Below are 22,766 nucleotides of genomic sequence, written 5' to 3' on the forward strand. Positions count from 1 at the left end.
GACCCCGTTACCGGTCCGACCGCCGTCAGTCCCGGCGGCCGCCGTGGCCGGGGTAGTCCCGCTCGAAGCGGGCCTCGATCTCGTCGCTGTCGAACTCGACGACGACGGGCCGGCCGTGCGGACAGGCCCACGGGTTCTCGCAGTCGTCCAGCCGGGCGAGCAGGTCGCGGACCGACCCTTCCGTCAGCGACGTGTTGCCGGTGATCGACGGGTAGCAGGCCAGATCCGCCAGCAGTTCGTCGGCGGCCGCCTCGACGGTCTGGGCGGCGCTGCCTTCGCCCTCCACGAACGCCGCCAGCGCGTCCCGGAGGAGGTCCGGATCGGCGGCGTCGGCGACCAGCGACGGCACTGTGCGAACCTCGACGGTCCGGTCGCCGACCCGCTCGGCGCGGAAGCCCAGCGTCGCCAGCGCCTCGCCGTAGGTCTCGAACAGCTCCGCCTCGCGGGCGGTCAGCGACAGCTCGACGGGCCGTGCGAGCGCCTGCGTCGTCGTCTCGCCGGTGAACTCCTCGCGGAGGCGCTCGTAGTTGATCCGCTCGTCGGCGGCGTGCTGGTCGATCAGCACGAGGCCCTCGTCGGTCTCCGCGAGGACGTACGTCTCGTGGAGCTGGCCGAGAACCCGCATCGACGGCAACGAACCGTAGTCCGTCGCTTCGGGGTCGGACTCGTCGCCGCCGAGACGTGCCTGTCCGTGGCCGCCCGTGAACTTGCGACCGCGGTCGTGCGACCCGTCTCCGTCCGATTCCGGGCCCGAGTCGGCTTCTCCCTGTGTCTCAGATGTCTCGGCGTCAGTCGCATCCGCCGGGTCAGCCGCGCTCGACTCGCTTCCAGCGTTGCTCGCGACCCCGCGGTCGGTCCCAAAGTCGCCCATTGCGTCGTCGTCCGTTTCGTCTTCCGCGCTGGACCCTGTCTCCGTCGACGGCGCGTCTGTCGACGACGACCGGGGGGACGGAGCCGAGGGGTCGGAGGAGAACGTCGGTCCCGATATCTTTTCGCCCGCGGAATCGACCGTCTCGTCGCCGCCGACGGTGGTGGCGGAATCGGACGGGGAGCCGGGGTCGGCGGCGCCTGCGGAATCCGCAGCGGCTTCCGCTCGCCCGCCGGGAGAACTGCTGCTCGGCGGGTCGCCGCTGGACTCGGTCGCGGTCTCGGAGTCAGTCGTGGCCCCTGCTTCGGTCCCGCTCCCTCCTTCGGTCGACGCGTCGTCCGGGCCCTCGGCCTCACGCTCGTTGTCGTCGTCCAGTCTGCTCCGATCGGGCCTGATCTCGGTCTGTTCGGGCGCGGACTTCCCGCGGGGAGCGCCGCTGCGGAGGAGCCCCTCCTCAAGCAGCGCCGACTCGACGGCGGTCGTGATCTGGTCGCGGACCCCTTCCTCGTCGGCGAAGCGAACTTCGAGTTTCCGCGGGTGGACGTTCACGTCCACGTCGCCGGCGGGCACGTCGAGGAAGAGGACGGCGAACGGATACCGGTCGGGGGCGAGCTGGTGGCCGTAGGCCTCGATGACCGCGTCGCGCACGGCCGTCGCGGTGACGTATCGGCCGTTGACGTACGTCGAGCAGTACTCGCGGGTGCTCCGGGTCGTCTCGGGGTGGCTGACCAGTCCCGTTACGCCGTCGAGCGGGCCATCCGGCAGGTCGACGCCGCCGTCGCCATCTCCGTCGGCGGTCACTTCGACCATCGACTCGGCGACGTCGCGACCGTAGACGGACATGACGGCCTCGCGGCGGTCGCCCTGTCCGGTCGTGGCGAACGTCTCGCGGCCGTCGTGGGTCAGCGAGACGGCGATGTCGGGGTTGGCGAGCGCGTAGCTCGTGACGACGGTATTGACGTGGGCGAACTCCGTGCCGTCCTGTTTGAGGTACTTCCGGCGGGCGGGGACGTTGAAGAAGAGGTCTTCTACCTCGATGGTGGTCCCTTCCGGACAGCCCGCGGGTTCGACGCTCGTGACCTCGCCGCCCTCGACGCGCAGTTCGGTGCCGCGGGGGGAGTCGACGTCGCGGTCGGCGCGCGGCCGGGTCGTGATCGTCAGCCGGGAGACGGCGCCGACGGCGTGGAGCGCCTCGCCGCGGAAGCCCAGCGTGGCGACGCCCGATTCGAGGTCGTCGATGTCGCTGATCTTCGAGGTGGTGTGTTCATCGACGGCGCGGCGGACCTCGGACTCGGTCATGCCGATGCCGTCGTCGGCCACGACGATACCGTCCTTGCCGCCGCGCTCGACGGCCACCTCGACGCGGGAGGCGCCGGCGTCGAGGCTGTTCTCGACGAGCTCCTTGACGACCGAGGCGGGGCGTTCGACCACCTCGCCGGCCGCGATGCGCTCGACGGTCGCCTCGTCGAGGCGCCGGATCGTTCCGGTCGGGGCGTCGTCGCTCATCTACCCCTCCGTGGTCGGCCGACGCCCTTGAGTACTCCGGCCGCCGACCGGCGACGGTCGACGACCACGACTGGCGGCCGTCCGACGCTGCCGACCTTCGCCCCTACAGGGACAGGAGTCGCGACCCGCTGTAGCCGAGCGTCGCGAGCCCCGCAAGCGCGAGCAGGAGTTGCGGGAGTCGAGCGACCGTGAACAACGGTGGGGGCGCCGTCTTCGTCAGCATGACGTCGTACCGGGCGTCGGGCAGGTCCTCGTCGGCGTCCGGGAGGTCACTGCCGTTTGGGCGCTCGATAGCGACCTGCATCGCGGACCGGAAATCGAACCCGGAGCGGTTCGCGGTCTCGACGACGTCCGTCCGCGACAGGTACTCGAAGTCGTCAGTGCCTTCGCCGGCGGGGACGCGGTACTCGCCGCCGTTCTCCAGCGTCGTCACGTACAGCTCCTGCCCTCGCTCGGAGAGGTTCTCGTAGGCGACGACGTCGTAGCCCTCACCCCGCAGCGCCGTCTCGTTGCCTTCGGCGAAGTCCGGCTGTTCGGCCGACGCGTCGTGCCAGAGGACGGTACCGACGGGGACGACGGCGGACCCGGCGAGCAGGACGACGCCGAGCGCGACCAGCGCCAGCTGTCTGGGTGTGTTCTCGCGCATCGTGATCACCCCAGGTCCGCGCGACCGAAGCGCCAGTAGCCGATCGCCAGCGGGACGACGCCCCACGCGAGGACGGCGGCCACGCCGAAGACGTTGTGCGCCAGCGTGGTGGGGCCGGTGGACCAGACCGACGGCGTCAGGACGTAGCTGGTCCAGTCGTTCGCAGCCAGCGTCGCCTCGACCGGATTCAGCCGTCCGACGTACAGGTACCACTCGGGCGTCTCGCTGCCGGCGTTGGTGAGCGACCGCAGCGTCGACGGGTCGAACCCGGGACCTTCCACGACCATCCCGACCAGCCGGACCACGGTCGCCCGCCAGAGGTCCAGCGGGCCGAGCGCCAGATACGTGCCGAACAGGACGGCTATCGCCCTGACCTTCGTCGCGACGGCCGCCGAGACGCCGACGGACAGGCCCGCCCACGCGAAGGTGAACGCCGCCAGCAACCCCGCGTCGAGCAGGTACTCGGCGCCGTCGAACGTCCCGTAGGTCTGGATCAACACGCCGCCGAGGACGAGGTAGGTCCCCAGCGACAGGGTCAACAGCAGGACCGTTCGACTCAAGGCCTTGCCGAGGAGGACCGCACCGCGGTCGGTCGGGAAGCTCAGCAGGACGCGGAGGCTCCCCGACTCGCGCTCGCCGGCGATCGAGGCGTAGGCGGCCACGATCGCGACCGGGCCGGCGAACAGGACGAACGGGACGAGAAGCCGGTTCTGCGTCGAGTCGACGAAGACGTTCCACGAGTCCGTGGCCCGGTTGTACGTCTCGGGGACCGTCAGCGCGAGCATGATCAGCGCCGCCACCCACAGCAGCTTCGACCGCGCCAGATCCGTGAGGTCCTTTCGCGCGACGGTGAGTGCCCGAGCGGTCACGCTTCGGTCACCCCCGCCGACGCGTCGGCTCCGCCGTTCGTGTACTCGCTGAAGAGGTCTTCGAGCGACGCCTCCTCGACGTCGATGTCGCGGACCGTCGCGCCCGCAGCGCTCACGCGCTCGATGACCTCCGCCTTCACCCCGGGGTCCGTACAGGAGACCCGGAGGGCCCCCTCGCGGACGGTCACGTCGGTCACGCCCCCGATCGCTTCGACGCCGCTGGTGTCGGGGACGGTGTCGACCGTGACGACTAGCGTCGACTCGGCGCCCAGTTGGCCGCGCAGTCCCTCGACGGTGTCGACGGCTACGAGGTCGCCGTCGTTCATGATCCCGACGCGGTCGCAGACGGCCTCGACCTGCTCCATGACGTGGCTGGAGAAGAAGACCGTCGCACCGCGGTCGCGTTCCGCGCGGACGATCTCCCGCATCTCGCGGGCGCCGTTGGGGTCCAGCCCCGACGACGGCTCGTCGAGGATGAGCAGATCAGGTTCGCCGACGAGCGCCATCGCGAGCGCGAGCCGCTGAGTCATCCCCTTCGAGAACCCGCCGACCGGGCGATCGGCGTCTCCCTCGATCCCGACCCGTTCGAGCAGCGCGTCGGGGTCGGCGTCGACGCCTTCCATCTCGGCGGCGAAGCGGACGTGTTTGCGCGCCGAGAGCCGGTCGTAGAGGGCGTATCCCTCGGGGAGGACGCCGAGGCGGGCGCGGACCGCCTGCGGCCGCTCCTGCGGATCGATTCCCAGCACCGAGATGCCGCCGCTCGTCGGCCGGACGTAGTCCAGCAGCATGTTGATCGTCGTCGACTTACCGGCGCCGTTCGGGCCGAGGAATCCGAATATCTCTCCTTCCTCGACCGTGAGCGAGAGGCCGTCGACGGCGCGGACGTCGCCGTACTCCTTCGTCAGGGCGGTCGTTTCGATAGCTGTCATTCCGTCCGGTCGATGACCCGGAGAGACGGTAAACAATCCGATAGTTTCGACTGCGATCGAAGCCTCTACGGCGATTGATTTATAATATTATTTCAGACAGGTATTGCTCTCTTCTCTGTGGAACGGGTACGAGAACGCGGAGAGAGCGAGAACGCGGATCGAGTCACGCGCGCTCGTCGCGACCGGAGACGTAGTAGCCGACTGCGAGGAACGCCACGATCCAGCAGAGCATGATCGCGACGGCGTAGGCTACGTGGACGGGGTCGCCGCCGATCGTGACCTCCCGGGCCTCGCCGTCGATGACGATGTGGGTCGAGCTGAGCTTGACCGACAGCCACTTGCTGACGCCCCGGAACCCGTCGAAGGGGTTGAACCAGCCGAGGTACAGCACCCACCAGGGGTCGCCCGAGTAGGGGTTCCCGAGCCGGGTGAGTTCGTGGAGGTCGTAGGCGTCGCCGAGGACCAGCGCGCCAAGGACGTTCGAGACGGTGTTGTGCCAGAAGTGGGTCAGGTCCGCGAGGAGATACAGACCGAGCGTGGCCGCGAAGGCCCGCCCGGGCGTCGCCGCGAGCGCCCCGAACCCGACCGCGATGGCCGCCCACATGACGGTGAACACGGCTAGCAAACCGGCGTTGGCGAAGTAGGCCGCGGGCTCGAACGCCCCGAGGAGCACGAGGACGAGCACTCCCTGGAGCAGGTACGTCCCCAGGACGAGCGCGAGCAGAACGACCGTCCGGCTCAGCGCGAACCCGAGGAACGCGGACCGACCCACTGCGGGGAGGCCGCCGGAACGGCGACCGCTCGCCTCGCTTCGGAGACCCACTCCGCCGCCGGCCGCGACGTACGTCGTGAGGCCGAGCGCGAGGGCCGCCAGCGCGACCGGATTCGGACCGAACTGCATGATAGCGACGTAGGCGAGGGCGGCGAGGAACGCGGCCGCGGCCGCCGACGCGACCTGCCGGCTCCGGCTCCGTCGGGACCACTCCCAGACGGCGACCGCGCGGCTGCGAAGCGGTCCCGGCTGTCCGGCAGCGGGCGAGGCGCCGTTCGCGGCGTAGCCGACCGCGGCTGCGACGGCACCTACGGTCACGTAGTAGAGATCCGGAATCCGAGACAACAGGTCGTAGTGCGTGTCGATCAGGATGTGGTGGCCGATCAGGTCGTGGACCGGGGCGACCGTCAGCGCGACTAGCACCAGTGCGGTCGCCCACAGCAGCTTCGACCGGCGGAGGGCCGCGATATCGCGCCGCGCGACCGAGAGCGCGGAGTCGCCCGATCCGAGCGCGTGACTGGGCGTGCCCGAGCGGCGACCGCCTCGGTGGTCTTCGCTCGCGTCGGTCCGGTCGCGGGGCGCAGCCATCGTATCGCCACGTGAGCGACCTTGGGAGTAAAACCCCCCGGTGGCTTCGACGGCGCTCGAACTGTTCTATACCTATATGTGAGGGCAGCTACTCGTGGCATCCATGGACGAGGTGGACGGCGGTCGACGCTCGCGACCGCTCTCGCGTCGACGGGTGCTGCGGAGCGTCGGCGTCGCGGCCGGCGCGGCCGCCGTCGGCGGCGGCCACCTGCTCAGCCGGGACAGCCCCGAGATGCCACAGCAGCTCGACTCGTGGCCGCCCGACGACGGTGCGTCGACGGTGGTGACCGCCGACTATTACGACCAGTGGTCGGCGTGGGCCGCGGAGGCGTTCGCCGACCGGACGAACATCACGGTCCAGCACTACCGCACGTTCACTTGGAATCCGTCGCGGTCGTACGGCGGCCGCGCGAAACCGCCAGGACTGCTCAGCAGGGTCTTCGAGCGCGTCAAAGGCCTGTTCACGGAACCGACCGCGCGGGAGGAGCCCGGCGGGTCGTTCGACAACGTCGTCACGACGATCGACTCTGTCGACGAGGCCGTCGGCGACGACCTCCTCCACGCGCTGCCGTCGGAGGACGTGCCCGCGTTCGACCGCGTGTTCGACGTGTTCCGGTCCGGTCCGGCCCACCGCGTGGACGGCGACGTGTTCGCGCTCCCCGTGGAGGCGCAGATAACGCCGCTCGTGTACAACGCCGACTACTTCGAGCGCCCGCCCGACTCCTGGAGCGCTCTCTGGGACGGGGCCGACGAGAGCGAGGTTCTGATAGACACCGACGTCGTCTACGGGCACCCGGAGATCGCCGCGCTGTACGCCGGTGAGGACCCGCGCGATCCGGACTTCGACCGGGTGGAATCGGTCCTGCGCCGCCAGCGACCGAAACTCGTCGACGGGCACGACGACCGCGACCGGGCGCCCGCCGTGGACGTCTTCGCCGACGGCGACGCCGTCGTCGGGTCGATTTCGCTCCCGGCGCTCTACGAGGCGCGCTTCGAGCGGGGCGTCCCGCTGGAGTACGTCGTCCCGTCCGAGGGGGCGATCCTGAACGGCTATTACTCCGTCGTCCCCACGGCGAGCAAGCGGCCGCTCGCCGGCCTGCGGTACGGAAACTGGCTCTGCCGCCCGGAGGTGGCAGCGCGGCGCTGGGAGATGGAGCGGGCGGTCCCGACCGTCCCGCTCGACGGCCACCTGTCATCGGAGGTCCGGGACGTCCTCGACTGGGCCGCCGAGGGCGAGTTCCACATGAAGCCGCACCTGTTCGGCCCGGAACAGACGACGACCAGGTACCGGAAACTGATGGACCGGGTCGAGGAGGACGAGAATGGAGAGTGACCGCTGGGGATCGAGAAGTCGGCAGCGGGAACGACGAGCGGTCGGCGGTGGACGCCGCGGGAGGGATCATGGAGGCAGGTGAGAACGGCGGGATACCGACGGATCTCGGTTGGCTCGCGGTCGGCGTGATCGTCGGTGCGATCGCGGCCGCGGCCGCCCTGGCAGCGCTCGGTCCCGCGCTCGGCGCGCTCGGAGCCGACGATTCGACCACCGTCGACCGCGGTAACCTCACGCTCCCCGAGGAGACGAGTGGGCTGCACGACCGCGGGATCACCGGATCGAACGTCACCGTCGGCGTCCTCGACGCGACGGGGTTCGACGCGGATAATCCGGCGCTCCGCGACCGCGTGGTCGCCGCCCGGTCGTTCGGCCAGCGGAATCGGCTCGCCAACGGCGGCGTCAACGGTCACGGGACCGCAGCAGCAGTAACGGTCGCCGCGACCGCGCCGGACGCCGACCTGCTGCTCGCGAACGCGAACTCGCCCGACGGCGCCGTCCGCGGACTGCAGTGGCTTGTCGACCGCGACGCCGACGTCGTGGTCGTCCAGTTCAACCGGCTGGGCGCCCCGGACGACGGGACGGCGCCGCTGTCGCGGGCGGTTACAAACGCCCGCGAGGCGGGGACGGTCGTCGTCGCCCCGACGGGTAACCAGGCTCGCGGTCACTGGTCGGGGTCGCTCAGCCCGGAGGACGGCAGCCACGAGTTCCCCGACGGCGCCCGGAACTACCTCGAGCCCCTGGCGCCGTCGCGGTCGGCTACCGCCGGGCAAGCCAGGGTGTGGCTGACCTGGAACGGTACGGCCGAGACGGACCTCGACCTGACGCTCGAACTCTACCGGTCCGGTCCCTCGGGGCCGGAACTGGTAGCCAGGTCCGAACGGGTCGAGCCCGCCGCGCCGCGGTCCGGGCACGTCGAGGTCGAGCGGCTGAAGACCTCGGTCGAGCCGGGGTCGCACTTCGTCACCGTCCGGATCGACGGCGGGTCGGCCCGAGCATCGGCGTCCGACGTGCGACTGGACCTCGAATCGCCGACGCACAGCTTCGAGCAGGCGAGGCCGGCCGGGAGCGTCGCGTCGCCGGCGACCGCCCAGGGCGCCCTCGCGGTCGGCGCGTACGACGTGGAGTCCGGCAATGTCATGGCCCACAGCGGCAGAGGTCCCACGACCGACGGGCGCCGCGGCGTCGACGTCGTCGCACCGGTTGGTTTCTGGGACGAGTGGCCGGGACGGGGCGGGACGGGGACGTCCGCCGCGGCCGCCTACGCCGGCGGGACGGCGGCGCTCGCGATGGACGCGGATCCGTCGCTCGGCCCCGACGGCGTCGAGCGGGCGCTCGAATCGTCGGCGACGGACGTCGGCCCCGCGAGCGCCGATCCGATCGCGGGTCGCGGGCTGCTCGACGCCGGTGCGACCGTCGACAGCGTCGCGTCGCCGTCGGCAGGGCGTCCAGACCGCTCACTCCGGGACATCGTCCCGCTGGCGCTGCTCGTGGGGCCGTTATTCGCAGTCGTTGCAGCGGGGCGGGGTCGCGGATCGGATACCTCACGGAGGCGAGACTGATGAGCAAGATATCACAGATCAGGCACGGCACGGCGGACCGCGACGCGACGCCGCGGTTCGTCGAACTGGGTAGCGAGGAGGAAGACAGGGTGTTCGACGCGCTCAGCGCGGAGACGGCGCGGCACATCTATCGGGCGCTCCACGAGGAGCCGCGGACGCCGTCCGCGCTGGCCGCAGCGACCGACAAGTCCGTCCAGACCGTCTCCTATCACCTGACGAAGCTGGAGTCGGCGGCGCTCGTGGAGTCCGTCGGCACCCGCTACTCGGAGAAGGGCAAGGAGATGACCGTCTGGGCGCCCGCACAGGGCGCCGTCGTCATCGCCGAGGAGTCCGAGCGCGCCCGCCGATCGCTCGAGGAGTACCTCGGAGCGACCGCCGGGGTGGTGGCCGCCAGCGCGGTCGTCCAGTACGCCAGCGACCGGTTCGTCGCGGCGACGCCGTCGGGAAGCCCGCTGCTCGAACCCGCAGGCACCGGCGGGGCGCCCGCGGCCGTCGACGGCGTCGCTCAACTGATAGCGGCGGCCCTCGCGACGGCCAAGCCGGGGCTCGTCCTGCTCGTTTTCGGACTCGCGGTCGTCGTGGCCGGGTACGCTCGCGACACCGGAGCGTAGTGCCGTCCCCGCAGTTACTCCCCAGAGTCAGAATCGGTCTCGTGGTTCGCGACGGCGCGCTCGACGGCCGTCTCCAGCGACTTGAAGTGCATCTCCTCGATGGCGCCCTCCGGCGTGTACCAGCAGTAATCGTCGTGGGTACCGTCGAGGTCGACGTCGCGGCTGCGCGCCTGAACCCGGTAGAGCACCGCGTAGACGGGCTCGTCGCCCTTGCCCCACATGTCGGTGACGGTCTTGACTGGTTCCTCGACCGTCGTGTGCAAGCCCACCCGCTCGTGGAGCGTCCGCCGCAGCGCGGCTTCCGGTTCGGCGCCGGACTCGATCCGACCGCCGGGAAAGGTCCACGGGCGCAGTCCGCTCGTGACCAGCAGCACGTCTCCCCGGGGACCGATGACGATCCCGCGCTGTGTCACGTGTCCCCTGAAGTACGTCTCACCCATTGACGAGGACTGTTGCTCGTACGACCTTGAACGTTTCCTCCGGGCGTCGTCCGTCCACCCGCTTGCCCCCATCCCGAACGCCGAACGATCCACACTCGAATGATAACCTATCTGTACAGAAGCACAACCAGTATGATTTTTTATGTATTCTGTGCGGAGAACGGGCGCGTTCGGGGGCGGCGCGACCAAAATTAATACAACCGTCGGCGCGGAGGGTTGGCTATGGACGACGACTCCCCCCGGATGGACATCGGGCTCGTTGGCCTCGGCGAGCACGGGGAGACGCACGCGCAGTTCCTCCAGGAGCTCGGTCACACGGTCCACGCGGTGGACCTCGACCCCCGGGCGAAACAGCGGTTTCTCGACCAGTACGACGCGACAATGTACAAGGGGCTCGACGCCCTGTTCGAGGCCGGCCTCGACGCGGTGATCATCTCGACGCCGAACAAGTTCCACGAGACGGCGGCGCTGAAGGCCTTCGACATGGGGCTCGACGTGCTCATCGAGAAGCCGCTGGCCCACGACCTCGACAGCGCCGAGCGGATCGCGGAGGCGGCCGCGGACTCGGACAGCATCTGCATGTGCGGGTACTTCCACCGGTTCCGGAACCGCTGTCGGCTGGCGAAGGCCTACGTCGACAGCGGTCGACTCGGCGATGTTACTCACATCGACGCCCGGTACATGCGCCGGCGGGGCGTCCCCGGTCGCGGCACGTGGTACACGTCGCGCGAGATCGCCGGCGGCGGCGCGCTCATCGACGTGGGGTGTTTCCTGATCGACCTCGTCCTCGATTTCTACGACTGGCCGGAACTGGAGCAGGTGATCGCCACCGCTCGCTCGGACTTCGGGAACCGCTCGGACTACGCCTATCTGGAGATGTGGGGCGAGGACGACGAGGCGAAGATGTACGACGTCGAGGACTCGGTCACCGCCTTCTGCGAGTTCGAGGGCGGCCGGACGGCCCACCTCGAAGCCGCGTGGGCGGCCAACGCCCGGCGAAGTCACGAGTACAACATCCGCGGTACCGAGGCCGGCATCTCGCTCGACATCACGAACCCGCTGGAGGCGACCGATCCGTCGGTCACGCAGGTCCGGGACTTCCGGCTCTACGAGGTGCGCAGCGACGTGATCGACCACTACGTCGACAGCGAGCTGATCCCGCCCGCCAACGACCCGTTCCGGGACGAACTGGCCACGTTCCTCGCGGCCGTCGAAACGGGTGAACCGCCGGAGCGCTGCACCGTCGAGCAGGCGCTCGCGGTCCAGCGGGTAGTCGACGCCATCTACGAGGCGACCGACCACGGCTGGGTCTGAGCGACGAGGCTGATCAGGTTTAAGGCTCCACACCGTGAGAGACGCCCATGAGCGACGGGAGTTCACAGCCGCGGGGCGAGCAGATCAAGTCGGTCGCGACCGCCTTCCGAATCCTTCAGGCGGTCCGCGAGCGCGACCGGGTCGGCGTCACGGAACTCGCCGACGCGCTCGACCTGCCCAAGAGCACCGTCCACCACTACCTGAGCACGCTCGCGGCCGACAACTACCTCGTCCGCGAGGACGGCACCTACCGGCTGGGGCTCGGCCTGTTCACCCTCGGCGCGCAGGCCCGGACGCAGGAGCGGATCTACCACGTCGCGAAGCCGAACGTCGACCGGCTGGCCGATACGACGGGCGAGCAGGCGCGGCTCGTCGTCGAGCGCGACGGCCGGGGGATCACCCTCTATCAGGCGGCCGGGGACAACGTCGACGACCCGCTCACCTACGCCGGGACCGTCGAGGACCTCCACTGTACGGCCGCAGGCAAGGCGTTTCTCGCCGAACTTCCGGAGGAGGAACTCGACGCGATGCTCGACGACAACCCGCTCCCGCGGCGGACCGCGAACACGATCACCGACCCCGACGAGCTCCGTGAGTCGCTGGCGGACATCCGCGAGCGCGGCGTCGCCTTCGACGACGAGGAGCGCGACGAGGGCGTCCGCTGCGTCGCATCGGCCATCTCCGACCGGTCGGGAGAACTACTGGGCGCGATCAGCGTCTCCGGCCCGGCAGGACGGCTGACCGACGAGCGCTTCCGCTCGGAGATCCCCTCTCGACTCCGCAACGTGGTCGGCGTCGTCGAGTTCAACACGACCTACTCCGAGTGGTCCGACGCGCTCTAAGCCCCGGAACCGTCCGTCCCCGGCCCCTCTCGCTGACCGTGAGTGTTCGACGATCGCTGTTGATTCCGTTACTGACACCTTGCCGCGGTCGGTCTTCTCGCCGCTGGTTTCGGCCGGAGGACCACGCTCGGATCTCGGTCTCTATCCGGGTCGCCCGAGTATCGACCGACGGCTGGATCGTATCTGATTCAGATGTATTATGTTGATTTGATTAATCGGATAGTGAACTGAGAGCGCAACTGTGACGATCGGGCGAGTCGGGCTGAGACCTGGAAAGACTGCAGAGAGACGGTTGGCAGGCGTTCGAGGGATCGAGTTACGGCATGGGGATGTCAGCCTACGAGGGGACGTAGGTGTGCCAACCTATCGACGAGTCGGAGTCCGCCTGCCAGTTCGGGGTAGCCGATTTTTCCACTTAAAATTTTCTCACTTCCCCGTATAGATTCACGGAGATCCGATTCGGCGCCGTGGACCGGTCTCCCGTTTTCTGCGGGCCGCGTCGGCAAGCGACTCCTGCGGCTGTTTGGTAAAATAAATTCAGTAATATTTTTGCATGGTGGTTATGATGTTGGGTCCGCATGGTGAGTGATCGCGACCCTCACGGGAGGGCGGGTAGTGGCAACGATTCCACAGGTGGACTGTCTCGACGAACGTTCATGGCGCTGCAGTCGGCGGTACTCGCGGGCGCGGCGACCGGCGCGGTCGGGGGCGCGTCGGGCGACGACGCGGCGACTATCGACAGCACCGTCTCGATCGATCCCGGGGAGCGGACCGACGAGCCGGTGTCGAACGGGCTGTTCGGGCGACTCTGCGAGAGCTACGAGTCGGGGACGATCTACCCCGGCGTCTACTCCGAGCACGTCAAGAACCCCTCGTTTTACCCGCGGTCCTACAGCGAGGACGACTTCTTCGGCCCGCGGACGTTCTACCCCGCCTCGGCTATCGAACAGGTCGACGGGATCCCGTTCCCGTGGGAACCGGTCGGCGACGAAGGGGTATCGTTCGAACAGCGCGAGGGCGGGGTCGCCGCCGTCGAAACGACCAATTACCAGCGCGTCTCGCTCGACGGCGCTCGCGGCGGCATCTCCCAGAAGATCGTCCTGCCGGACTTCCGGACGTACGGGTACGATCTCTCCGTCTCCGTCCGCGGCGAGGGCGTCGAGACGGTGCAGGCGGCGCTGAGGACCCTCGAGGGCGACGTGCTCGCGTCGACGGATCTAGACGTGTCCGAGGAGTGGACGCGCCACGAGGTGACCCTCGAACTCGACGAAGCCAGCGGCGACCAGTACGTCGCCGGCGCCGTCGCAAACGTCGACACGCCCTACGGGAAGTACGCAATCGAGTTCTCGGCCGAGGGCAGCGGCTACGTCGACCTCGACTGGATCAACCTCGCGGCCGACGACGCGATCCGCGGGAAGTTCAACCCGAACACGGTCCAGTTGATGCGCGAACAGAACACCACCTGGCTGAAGTGGCCGGGCGGGAACTACGTCAGCCAGTACAACTGGCGCGACGGGATCGGGCCGAAGGAAGAGCGCCCCGTCCGGTTCAACCACGCCTGGGGCGGCATCAACCCCAACTACTTCGGGACCGACGAGTACCTCGAACTCTGCGAAGTAGCCGGTCTCACCCCGCGGATCACGATCGGTTGGTGGGACAACCCACCCGGGTGGGCTTCCGAACGGCAGACGCTCCCCGAGGACGCGGCCGACTGGGTGGAGTACTGCAACGGCGACACGGACACCGAGATGGGCAAGCTCCGCGCCGAGAACGGCCACCCCGAACCCTACGACGTGACCCACTGGGAGGTCGGCAACGAGGTGTGGGGACCGTGGCAGCGCGGTTCTACCCAGGACGCCTCGGAGTACGCAAGCGGCTCCGAGGAACGGATCGGCTTCACGGCGTACTACGACGCGATGACGGAGGTCGACGACGACGTCCTCGTCTACGCCGATGCGATGGACCCGGGATACAACGAGTCGAACACGCCCGACCCGGCGACGTGGAACGAGACGCTGTTCGAGGAAGCCGGCGACCGCCTCGACGGCTTCGACCTGCATCGCTACAACTGGGGCATCGAGGAACAGGAGCCGCGTGACGCCTGGTACGAGGCCAACAACGCCGGCCCTATCGACTACAACGAGGTGCTGGTGATGTTCCCGACGCAGTTCGACCAGCTGATGGCCGAACTGAGCGACAAGGCGGCCGACGCCGGCGTCGAGGACTTCCGGATCAACGTCGGCGAGTACGGCCTCTTCCCGACGGTCGACCAGGGCGCACCGTACCCCGGACCGGAGACGATGCCCGGCGGCTCGTACATCGCAGGCATGCTCAACGCCTTCATCCGCCGGAGCGAGACGGTCAAAGAGGCCTCCCAGACGTGGCTTCCGGTGCGGATGTTCCCGCCGATCAACGAGGATTCCCCCTCCGACCCGAACCCGCTGGCGCCCGCCGGAACCGTCACGGCGCTGTACTCGGCGGTCTTCGAGGGCACGGCCGAGTGGCACGCCGTCGACGTCGACGTCGGGGGTGAAACACGAACCATCCCGGACACCGGACCGCGCATCCGACGTATGGAAGACGTTCCCTACGTCGACGCCGCCGCGATGGAGAACCGCCGCGGCAAGGAACTGGCCGTCTTCCTCACGAACCGGAACCTCCGGGAGAGCGCCGACGTGACCCTCGACCTCGGCGAGTGGTACGCCGGCAAGTCCGTCGAGGCGGTCGCGATCCGGCCGACCGCCGAGGCGCGCCCGCTTCCCCACGCGTTCCCCGAGTCGTGGCAGGAGCCGACGAACCACGTCGCCGAGACGTCGATGGAGACGGTCGCCGAGGACGGCACGCTCTCGCTCGACCTCGATCCGGCTGCCGTCGTCAGGCTCTACGTCGACAACGACCGGGGCCGCCCCGACACGGTGGACGACACCGGCGTCTGGCACGGCATCGACCTTGCGCCCGACGGCGAACCGTATCACGACAGCTACTGCGGCGACGACGGCGGCAAGGGACGTGGAAAGGGCCACGGCAGCGATGGCCGGGGCAACGACCGCGACCGCTGCCGCGGCGACCGGGACCGCGATCGGGACCGTGGTGACCGCGATCGCGGCCGATGACGCGCTCTCGGTAACGATCCCTTAGACAACGACCGGGACGGCTCCCTGAGCGGACCTCGACGACAGAAACGCCGCGACTATTCTTTCAGTGATTCCGGTTCAGTAGGCGACGACTGGGCCTCCTCGGTGGCCCCTGCCGACCGCTACCGGCTCGTTCGTCACTCCTCGAGCACCGAGAGGGGTTCCCACTCGAAGTAGAGCCCGGCGGCGCCGATGGCGATGATGATCAACTGCGTGCCGAGCGAGAGGATGGTGACGACGTACCCGCGGGTCCCGGGCTCCTGGAGAACGAACAGTCCGACGGTCAGGACGAACAGCGTCAGGCCCACGGCGAGCAGCGCCCGGAAGATCCCTTTGCTCGCGTGCATGCCCGGTCCTTTCGCCGTGGCGGGTAAAGAACTACTGGAACCGACGGTCGGCCCGCGTCAGTCCGCGGTGGACTCGCCGGCGGCCTCGAATCCGTCGGTCGCGTCGTCGCCGAGTTCCGGGCTGGACCAGTACTCGTGGTCGTCGTAGGCCCGATAACAGGCGACGTCGTGGTCCGTGCCGACGGTGACCGGCTCGGGCATCTCGCCGGTGCAGGCCTCGCGGGCCTCCGGACAGCGGGTGTGGAAGCTACACCCCGTCGGCGGGTTGCGCGGGTCCGGGACGTCGATCTTCCGGAGCGGCGACTCGCCGCGGTCGGCGGCCTTGGGGTTGAGGTTCGGCGTCGCCCACATCAGCGCCTTCGTGTAGGGGTGCTGTGGGTCGCCGAGCACCTCGTCGATCGGGCCGATCTCGACGAGTTCGCCGAGGTACATGATGCCGATGCGACCGTCGGACTTGCCCGCGATGTAGCTCGCGTTCGAGAGGTTGTGACTGATGAACAAAAAGGAGGTGTCGAAGGTGTCCTGCAGGTCGAGCATGAGGTCCATCATGTCGATCCGCAGCGACACGTCGAGCGCCGAGACGGCCTCGTCCGCGAGGATGAGGTCCGGGTTCATCAGCAGGGCACGGATGAGCGCGACGCGCTGCTGTTCCCCACCGGAGAGCTGGTGCGGGAAGCGCTTTGCGTAGTCCTCCGGCGGCTCCATGCCCACGCGGGCGAGCATCTCGCTGATGCGCTCGCGGCGCTCGAAGGTGTCCATGTCGGGGTTGCGCAGCTTGAGCGGCGCTTCGAGGGAGTGCTGGACCGTCTTGTTCGGGTTGAGCGACGCGCCGGGGTCCTGGTGGATGATCTGCAGCGACTGGCGGATCTCCTCGAAGGGGATCTCGACGTCGCCGTTGCCGTCCTTGGCGTCCCAGACGTCCTGTCCGCGGTACTTCACGGATCCGCCGGTCGGGCGCTGGGTCCCGATTGCGGTCTTGCCGAGGGTCGTCTTCCCGCAGCCGGACTCGCCGACCAGCGCGACGACGTCGTTCTCGGGGATGTCCAGCGAGATGCCGTCGACGGCCTTGACGACGTCGGGATCGTCGCCCCACGGGAGCATCGATCCTTCGGTCTCGAAGTGGACCTCCAGGTTCTCGAGCGAGACGACGTGGTCGTCACTCATCGACGGTCACCTCCTGGAGCGTCAGCGGAACTTCCTCTGGCACGCGGTCGACGTAGTGGCAGGCAGCGGCGTGCTCGTCGCTCTCGCTGTCCAGCGGCGGGTCCTCGCGGACGCACTTCTCGTCGGCCAGCGGACAGCGCGGGTGGTACGAACAGCCCTCGGGAACGTTCACCGGGTCCGGCGCGGCCCCCTCGATCGGGCGCATCTCCTCGCGCGGCGTGTCGAGGTTCGGCGTCGCGTTCAACAGCGCCCGCGTATAGGGGTGTTTCGCGCCGGTCAGGACGTCGTTCGCGGGGCCGACCTCGACGAACTCGAAGGCGTAGAGCACGGCCAGCCGGTCGGCGAGGTTCGCCACGAGCGGCAGGTCGTGCGTGATGAAAACGATGGTCAGATCGCGCTCCTCTGCGACCTCCTTGATCAGCTCGATGATAGAGCGCTGCATGAGCAGGTCCAGCGCCGCGGTCGGCTCGTCCATCACGAGGACTTCGGGCTCGAGGACGAGCGCGAGCGCGATGAGCGCCCGCTGGCTCATCCCACCCGACAGCTCGTGAGGGTGGGAACCGAGCACCTGGTCGGCTTCGAGATAGAGATCCGAGAGCAGGTCGCGAGCGCGTTCCATCCCCTCCTCGACGTCGTAGTCGTGGATGGAGAGGGTCTCCCGGAAGTGCTCCTCGATGGTCATCGTGGGGTTGAACGAGCTCATCGCCCCCTGGAAGACCATCGCGATCTGTCGCCAGCGAATGTTCTTGATGTCCCGCCCCTCTTCGTCGAGCAGGTCGATCGACTCGCCGTCCTCGGGGTGGAACGTGATGTCGCCCGTGAGGACGCCGGGGTCGACGACGGCGTCGAGCAGGGCCGAGGCGAACATTGACTTGCCCGACCCGGACTCGCCGACGACGCCGAGGATCTCGCCCCGCTGGATGTCCATGTCGACCTCGTCGAGGACGCGCGACTCCCCGCGGTCCATGTCGAACGAGACGGAGATGTCTCGCACTTCGAATATCGGGTCCGTGACGGACGCGGTGTGTGTCTGTTGCATCGTCATTCTTGGTAGGGTGCGTCGTCTTCGACGGTTTCAGCGTGTCGCGCTCGGATGCGCGGGTTGAACAGCTTCTCGGTCCCCTGAGCGAACAGCACGAGCCCGAAGGAGATTCCCACGATGGCCATCATCGGGATGATCAGCCAGTAGACCGTATCGAGCGAGTAGATGGCGGCGTCGTTGTAGGCGCTGTTGAGCGTGATTCCCCAGTTCAGATTGGAGCCGCCGAGCAGCCCGAGGTAGTACAGCCCGACCGACCCGAAGATGACCCCGCGGGCGGAGTTCACGAAGTTGATCAGGACGTACGGCATGATGTTCGGCAGGATGTCGTCCTTGAGGATCCACCGCGTCGGCGCGCCCATGATGCGCGAGGCCTCGACGTACGAGTGGTCGCGCAGCGAGAGGACCTGCGAACGGATCGACCGGGCGAGGCCGGCCCACCCGTTGATCGAGAGGATGATACCGATCAAGGCGGGGCTCTCGGGCTCGAACACCGCGACGAGCAGGATGATGAGCGGAAGCCCGGGGATCGTCATCGCGATGTCGGTGACCGTCGACAGGACGCGGTCGGCGAGGCCGCCTTTGTACCCCGAGACGGTGCCGACGATGGTCGCGATTACTGTCGAGAACACGGCACCTGCAGCGATCATCTCGAGCATCGGCGGCGTGGCGTGGACGACGTCCGACAGCAGGCTCGCACCGAGATTGTTCGTCCCGAGCGGGACCGACCAGTCCTGGAACGGCTGCATGTACTTCTCTGCTTGCCCCGACGTCGGTGGCTCGACGAGCCAGACGCCGACGGTTCCCATCAGCACGTAGAACATGATGATGATCGAACCGAGCTGCGTCCGCCAGTCGTCCCACGCGACCCGCACCGGCGTCAGGATCGCGATGTCGACCCACTCACGGTAGATCTCCGACCGTGATGCGGGTTGTCCGGCGGCAGTCGATGCCTCGTCGGACTGGCTGAACGAAGACGTCTTCTCCGCCATCTCAGTATGCCTCCCGTGAGCCCGTGTTGCTGATACGTGGATCGATCTTGCTGTAGGTCAGGTCGGCGATGAGGATGCAGATCAGCACGGCCAGCGCGATGATCAAGAACCCACCCATCATCAGCGGGTAGTCCCGGGCGCTGATCGCCCGCAGCAGATAGAAGCCAAGCCCGCGATAGGCGAAGATCTGCTCCAGGATGACCGACCCACCGAACATGAACCCGATCGAGATCATGAAGTTCGTGTACATCGGCAGGATCGCGTTTCGGCCGACGTAGCGGGTCGCGATCCGACGGCCAGGGACGCCGCGGAGGTGTGCGACGCGGATGTAGTCCTCGCCGATTTCCTGGATCGCGTTCCCTCGCATCGTGATCGCGACCCCACCGAAGCCGGTGAGGACCAGCGAGGCGATCGGAAGTGTAGCGTGACGGAACAGGTCGATGATGAACGCCGGCGTGAGCGCTGCCTCCATGCCGCTGGAAGTCGTCCCGGACTGCGGCAGCCAACCCAGTTGGATCGAGACGACGTAGACCAGGAAGATGGCGGCGACGTAGTAGGGGACCGAGTTCATGAACATCGAGACGACCGTCGAGGAGACGTCGAAGCGCGTTCCCTCGAGGTAGGCCATCGCGGCGCCGAGGAGGATCCCGATCGCGAACGTGAGCAGGATCGAGATCGAAAGCAGGAACACGGTCCACGGCGCTGCGTCGACGATGATCGACGCGACCGGCTTGCTGTACCGGATCGACTGCCCCAGGTCGCCCTGGAGGATGCTCGTGAGGTAGTCGAAGTACTGGACGTACACCGGTGTCGACGGATCGATGTTCGTATACGATTCAACCAGGTCGTTGAGCTGGCTCATGTCGACGCTCTGGGAGCCGCGGTCCCGCATCACTTGCGCTCGGATGAAGTCGGCCGGTCCACCCGGGATCGACCGAACGAGCGCGAACGTGACAGTGATAACTGCCACGAAAGTGATGAACGCCTGTCCCACTCGTTTTGCAACGTACATTAATTATTGGAAAATGGCGGTTTGGTAACCCATAACTGTTTCGCTCGTGCCCCGAAATCCGGTTACGCGGCCGGTTATTTCGGCTTGGCCTGCAGGTCGCCGAAGCGCGTGAACCAGAAGAGCGGCCACTTGGACTGGTACTTCTCGGAGTCCGTCGGCGGGATCTCCCAGTCGTCAGTGGTGAACCAGACCGGGTCGTTGATCTCCTGGATCTGGAGCATCGGCAGCGACTGGTTGGTGAACCACGCGAGCTTGTCCCGGAGCTCGATGGCCTTGTCGCCGCGGGCGGTCAGCAGTTCGTCCATCAGGCCCCGGACGTCGACCTCCTGGAGTTCGCCGTCGAGTTCGCCGACCGGGGGCGCTTCGAGCGTCTCCGGTGACAGGTTCATGAACTCCGTGTCGATGTTGTAGTACATGTCGAACACGTAGTAGGGGCTCGACCGCTGGAGCGTCCAGCCGGTCGAGGCGAGCTTGAAGTCGCCGGCGAGGTAGTGGTCGGACCAGTACGAGGACGCCTCGAAGGTGAGCATCTCGGCCTTGATGCCTTCGCTCTTGAGGTTGTCGACGATCGTCTCGTAGACGGGGTGCCAGTCGGTGTAGCCGGCGGGCACCTTGATCGGGACCTCGAACACGTCGCCGTTCGGCTTGTACCAAGTGCCGTCGTCCTTCTGGTAGCCGGCGTCGCGGAGCAGCCGCCGGCCGCGCTTGGGGTTGTCGTAGCGGTGGAGCTGCTCGGCCATCTCGTCGGAGACCTTGTTCGACCACCGGTCGGTCTGCTTGTTCTGCCCGTCGATGTTGCCGACGAGACCGCTCGGCGCCTGGACCGCCGCGCCGAACTGGCCGTAGTAGTTCGCACAGGCTTCGCGGTCGATGAACTCGGCGATCGCCTGGCGGACGCGGATGTCGCCGAAGTCCTCGTCTTCGTGGTTGAACGGCAGGGAGTGCCCCCACAGCGCGGGGAGCTGCGAATACTCGAAGGCGTCCGGGGCGTTGTTGAACACCGACTCCGGTGCGGTGTAGTTGCGCATCCCGTCGATCTGCTCCCCCATGATGACGCTCGCGGTGTCCGTCGAGACGCGTTCGATGTCCCAGTAGTCCCAGTTGATGTTCTCGGCGTCCGGGTGGTGTTCGTACTTCTCCATCCGGATCCGGTCGGAGCTGATGTCCTTTACCTGGAACGGACCGTTCCCCTTCGGCTCGTCGAAGGCGTCGTTGCGCAGGTCGCTCCGGACGCTGGCCGTTGCGGTGTCGGTCGTCGCGTCTTCCCAGCGCTCGATGTAGTCCTTGTAGAGGCGCCACGGCGTCTCCAAGGAGTAGTAGTTCAACGAGTCCATGAACAGGTCCTCGTTGACGGTGCCGATGAGCGAGAGCTCGACGGACTTGTCGCCGGCGCGGTTGATCTCGTCCCACAGCGTCGAGATCGTGTCGCCGATGATGGCGTCCGTCGCGAGCTTCGCGTAGAGGTCGTCGGCGTTGACCGGGTCACCGGGATCGCCGTTGTGCCACGTGAGGCCGTCGCGGACCTTCAGCACGGCCGTCTCGCCCTCGAACTTGTCCACTTCGACCGCGTACGAGGAGTACTCCTCGTTGCCGATGTGGTAGCGCTGGAGCGGGTCGCTCTGCAGCGCGTGGTTGAACGGGTTCGAGAGGTTCAGGTGGTTGAACTGGTAGTTGGAGAGGTCGATCGTGTCCGGCTCCACGAACGAGTTGTCGGCCGGCTGGAAGTCGCCGCCGGCCGTCCCGTCGGACGTACCGTCGCCGCCTCCGTCTTCACCGTCTCCGCCGTCTCCACCATTGGAACATCCGGCGAGTGCCGCTGCGCCGCCCATCGCGCTGGCATGGAGGAGATGCCGGCGCGAAACCTGACGCCGTCGCTCTGCTGCCCTGTCTGTCGGCTTGCCATCTGATGGCATGGGCTATTGTTCCCGATTCGACCAACATAAATGATTCGGAATGACTGGCGGACAGCGCCGGTATCGACGACTAAGCACGTGAGCCGGCCACGGAATGCCGTCTAGGAGATCACACCCGACATCGGCGGCGATCGATACACCATTTCTGTTCGGATCCGTGGACATGTCGTTCGGGAGGTGCGGATAGTCGTTCAGATAACCGTCTCGGGACCGGGACCCGAGACGCACGCGCCGACCATCAGAACCGAGAACCGGCTGCTCTGTCGAAGCGGGACACCGTTCCTCTCTGCCGGCCACCACGGGACCTTCTCCATCGGTCGATACCGCCTGAGATCACCACCGGATCGGCGAACTCTCCCAGACCGGGCGTACATTACGTGGTGGAGGTCAGTTCCGTCCCGCCGTCCGGATCTGAAGGGGTGACCGCAGGACGGCACCGGAATGTTCCCTCACTGTATTACTGTGTGGTCAGACAGGTAATCGAAAATACCGCTCGAATCCTCGGCGGCCGCGTGCTCGTGGCGCTCACGATCCGGATCGCCCGACGGATCGTGTCCGTTCGAACCGCAGCGACGCTCACGGCCGGCGAACGGGCGTTCTGGCTCACTGACGCTGGACGAGAGGACCGATCTCCGTAGATGAACCGGTAGTAGCGCTCGGCCTTCGCTGTGAATGTCGAACAGTCGAATCAGGTCGACAAGTCTGCGTCGAGTTCCACCGGGCACAAGCAGTGCGACCGACTGACAGGTCGGGACACAGTGAAATCGGCAGACCTGCCGCGTACGAACGAGTGTCGGTCGCTCACAGACCACGCGGAGAGCGGGAGAAAAACGGAAGACGGCGGAGGTATCGGCCGCGATGTATCCATGACAGCGGCGTCCGGGCGGG

General features: G+C 67.6%; 18 protein-coding genes. 6 read left to right on the top strand and 12 right to left on the bottom strand.

What is annotated here, in order from left to right; all coding sequences use genetic code 11:
- Nucleotides 1-25 precede the first annotated feature (25 nt).
- From mutL to AB2U09_RS21390, 5 genes are all read right to left on the bottom strand, one after another.
- Entirely contained in the window at nucleotides 26-2,374 is a 2,349-nt protein-coding gene (gene mutL, locus AB2U09_RS21370; protein ID WP_459194772.1) for a DNA mismatch repair endonuclease MutL, read from the bottom strand.
- A 103-nt stretch (nucleotides 2,375-2,477) separates the two neighbouring features.
- The gene (locus tag AB2U09_RS21375) at nucleotides 2,478-3,020 is read right to left on the bottom strand and encodes a hypothetical protein (protein WP_459194773.1); all 543 of its coding nucleotides are present in this window, start codon (nucleotides 3,018-3,020) and stop codon (nucleotides 2,478-2,480) included.
- 5 nt (nucleotides 3,021-3,025) lie between these two features.
- A complete protein-coding gene (locus tag AB2U09_RS21380) occupies nucleotides 3,026-3,889 on the bottom strand; it encodes an ABC transporter permease (RefSeq protein WP_459194774.1) in 864 nt (287 codons plus the stop codon).
- The gene (locus AB2U09_RS21385) at nucleotides 3,886-4,818 is read right to left on the bottom strand and encodes an ABC transporter ATP-binding protein (RefSeq protein WP_459194775.1); all 933 of its coding nucleotides are present in this window, start codon (nucleotides 4,816-4,818) and stop codon (nucleotides 3,886-3,888) included. Before AB2U09_RS21385 ends, AB2U09_RS21380 begins: the two co-directional genes overlap by 4 nt.
- Nucleotides 4,819-4,981: 163 nt before the next feature.
- Entirely contained in the window at nucleotides 4,982-6,178 is a 1,197-nt protein-coding gene (locus tag AB2U09_RS21390; protein ID WP_459194776.1) for a hypothetical protein, read from the bottom strand.
- A 103-nt stretch (nucleotides 6,179-6,281) separates the two neighbouring features.
- On the opposite strand from AB2U09_RS21390, the gene AB2U09_RS21395 reads away from it, so the two are divergent.
- From AB2U09_RS21395 to AB2U09_RS21405, 3 genes are read left to right on the top strand one after another with little or no spacing between them, the layout of a single operon-like run.
- Nucleotides 6,282-7,511 carry an ABC transporter substrate-binding protein gene (locus tag AB2U09_RS21395; protein ID WP_459194777.1) on the top strand — a complete coding sequence of 410 codons (1,230 nt, stop codon included), beginning with the start codon at nucleotides 6,282-6,284 and terminating at the stop codon, nucleotides 7,509-7,511.
- On the top strand, nucleotides 7,508-9,070 hold the full coding sequence (locus AB2U09_RS21400) for a S8 family serine peptidase (protein ID WP_459194778.1): 1,563 nt from the start codon (nucleotides 7,508-7,510) through the stop codon (nucleotides 9,068-9,070). Before AB2U09_RS21395 ends, AB2U09_RS21400 begins: the two co-directional genes overlap by 4 nt.
- A complete protein-coding gene (locus AB2U09_RS21405; RefSeq protein WP_459194779.1) occupies nucleotides 9,070-9,681 on the top strand; it encodes an ArsR/SmtB family transcription factor in 612 nt (203 codons plus the stop codon). The genes AB2U09_RS21400 and AB2U09_RS21405 overlap by 1 nt, the downstream gene beginning before the upstream one ends.
- A 14-nt stretch (nucleotides 9,682-9,695) precedes the next feature.
- On the opposite strand, the gene AB2U09_RS21410 is transcribed toward AB2U09_RS21405, so the two are convergent.
- Nucleotides 9,696-10,121, bottom strand: coding sequence for an NUDIX hydrolase (locus AB2U09_RS21410; protein ID WP_459194780.1), 426 nt, complete (start codon nucleotides 10,119-10,121; stop codon nucleotides 9,696-9,698).
- Between the two features lie 222 nt (nucleotides 10,122-10,343).
- On the opposite strand from AB2U09_RS21410, the gene AB2U09_RS21415 reads away from it, so the two are divergent.
- From AB2U09_RS21415 to AB2U09_RS21425, 3 genes are all read left to right on the top strand, one after another.
- Entirely contained in the window at nucleotides 10,344-11,435 is a 1,092-nt protein-coding gene (locus AB2U09_RS21415; protein ID WP_459194781.1) for a Gfo/Idh/MocA family protein, read from the top strand.
- 47 nt (nucleotides 11,436-11,482) lie between these two features.
- Entirely contained in the window at nucleotides 11,483-12,277 is a 795-nt protein-coding gene (locus tag AB2U09_RS21420) for an IclR family transcriptional regulator (RefSeq protein ID WP_459194782.1), read from the top strand.
- Nucleotides 12,278-12,933: 656 nt separating this feature from the next.
- On the top strand, nucleotides 12,934-15,390 hold the full coding sequence (locus AB2U09_RS21425) for an alpha-L-arabinofuranosidase family protein (RefSeq protein ID WP_459194783.1): 2,457 nt from the start codon (nucleotides 12,934-12,936) through the stop codon (nucleotides 15,388-15,390).
- 158 nt (nucleotides 15,391-15,548) lie between these two features.
- Here the strand turns inward: AB2U09_RS21425 and AB2U09_RS21430 are convergent, their stop codons facing one another.
- The 6 genes from AB2U09_RS21430 to AB2U09_RS21455 form a co-directional block, all read right to left on the bottom strand.
- Nucleotides 15,549-15,758, bottom strand: a complete 210-nt coding sequence (locus tag AB2U09_RS21430) for a hypothetical protein (protein WP_459194784.1) — start codon at nucleotides 15,756-15,758, stop codon at nucleotides 15,549-15,551.
- A gap of 57 nt (nucleotides 15,759-15,815) precedes the next feature.
- Nucleotides 15,816-16,922 (bottom strand): ABC transporter ATP-binding protein, encoded by a 1,107-nt coding sequence (locus AB2U09_RS21435; RefSeq protein ID WP_459194785.1) that lies wholly within the window; start codon nucleotides 16,920-16,922, stop codon nucleotides 15,816-15,818.
- Entirely contained in the window at nucleotides 16,915-17,961 is a 1,047-nt protein-coding gene (locus tag AB2U09_RS21440) for an ABC transporter ATP-binding protein (RefSeq protein WP_459194786.1), read from the bottom strand. Before AB2U09_RS21440 ends, AB2U09_RS21435 begins: the two co-directional genes overlap by 8 nt.
- 2 nt (nucleotides 17,962-17,963) lie before the next feature.
- The gene (locus tag AB2U09_RS21445; protein ID WP_459194787.1) at nucleotides 17,964-18,953 is read right to left on the bottom strand and encodes an ABC transporter permease; all 990 of its coding nucleotides are present in this window, start codon (nucleotides 18,951-18,953) and stop codon (nucleotides 17,964-17,966) included.
- 1 nt (nucleotide 18,954) lies between these two features.
- Nucleotides 18,955-19,965 carry an ABC transporter permease gene (locus AB2U09_RS21450; protein ID WP_459194788.1) on the bottom strand — a complete coding sequence of 337 codons (1,011 nt, stop codon included), beginning with the start codon at nucleotides 19,963-19,965 and terminating at the stop codon, nucleotides 18,955-18,957.
- 74 nt (nucleotides 19,966-20,039) lie between these two features.
- Nucleotides 20,040-21,878, bottom strand: coding sequence for an ABC transporter substrate-binding protein (locus AB2U09_RS21455; RefSeq protein WP_459194789.1), 1,839 nt, complete (start codon nucleotides 21,876-21,878; stop codon nucleotides 20,040-20,042).
- Nucleotides 21,879-22,766 lie beyond the last annotated feature (888 nt).

This window comes from Halosimplex yunnanense, from assembly GCF_054504345.1.